The organism is Litorivita sp. NS0012-18 (genome assembly GCF_040371945.1).
In the GTDB taxonomy this organism is placed as follows: Bacteria; Pseudomonadota; Alphaproteobacteria; order Rhodobacterales; family Rhodobacteraceae; genus Litorivita.
This window is the reverse complement of record NZ_BAABWS010000016.1, coordinates 1-533: the sequence shown is the minus strand read 5'-3', so window position 1 is coordinate 533 and position 533 is coordinate 1. Positions and strand designations below refer to the sequence as shown.

General features: G+C 53.1%; 1 protein-coding gene. It reads right to left on the bottom strand.

Annotated elements, in window-relative coordinates:
* Positions 1–50: 50 nt before the first annotated feature.
* On the bottom strand, positions 51–533 hold a 483-nt coding region (locus ABWV64_RS15945), incomplete at its 5' end, for a GH3 domain-containing protein (protein WP_353347073.1).

Here is a 533-nt window from a genome sequence, read left to right as displayed (position 1 = left end):
AGTGCATTGGCGGATTGGCTGTTGCCGATCAAAATGACCATGTGAGTTACTCAGTCGATTTTCGATCTAAGGCCGTCGGAGGTCGCGCGCAGTTCCTGAACATGCTCGCGGTCAACTGTTCGGGGTACTTTGTGTTGCCCACCGGCTTTTCCCTTTGCACCCATCCATGATGAAAACGTTCCCTGTTTTACGAAAACCACCTTGGGCACAAGTATTCCGACATCGTCCCTGCGCCGCGTCGCATAACCGGCGTTCTCCGATTTAAGCGTCTTGTCGATCTCTTCAGCAACGTGCTCAGCAGGCCCAAGGTCACCTTGTCCCGACAACTCAAGAATGTAGAGATGGCGACCCTTGCCTTGCTCAAAATAGGAACTGATTGAGTAGTCATCGAGAATTGCGCCGTAACGACCCATGACCGCGCCGAGAGCCGCTTCGACCTCATCGATAAGGACCTTCTCGCCAAACTTAGACAGCGTTTGCGAAAGACGACCCGCGAATAGAACTCGGAACTGCGATATGTCCACGAAACGCAC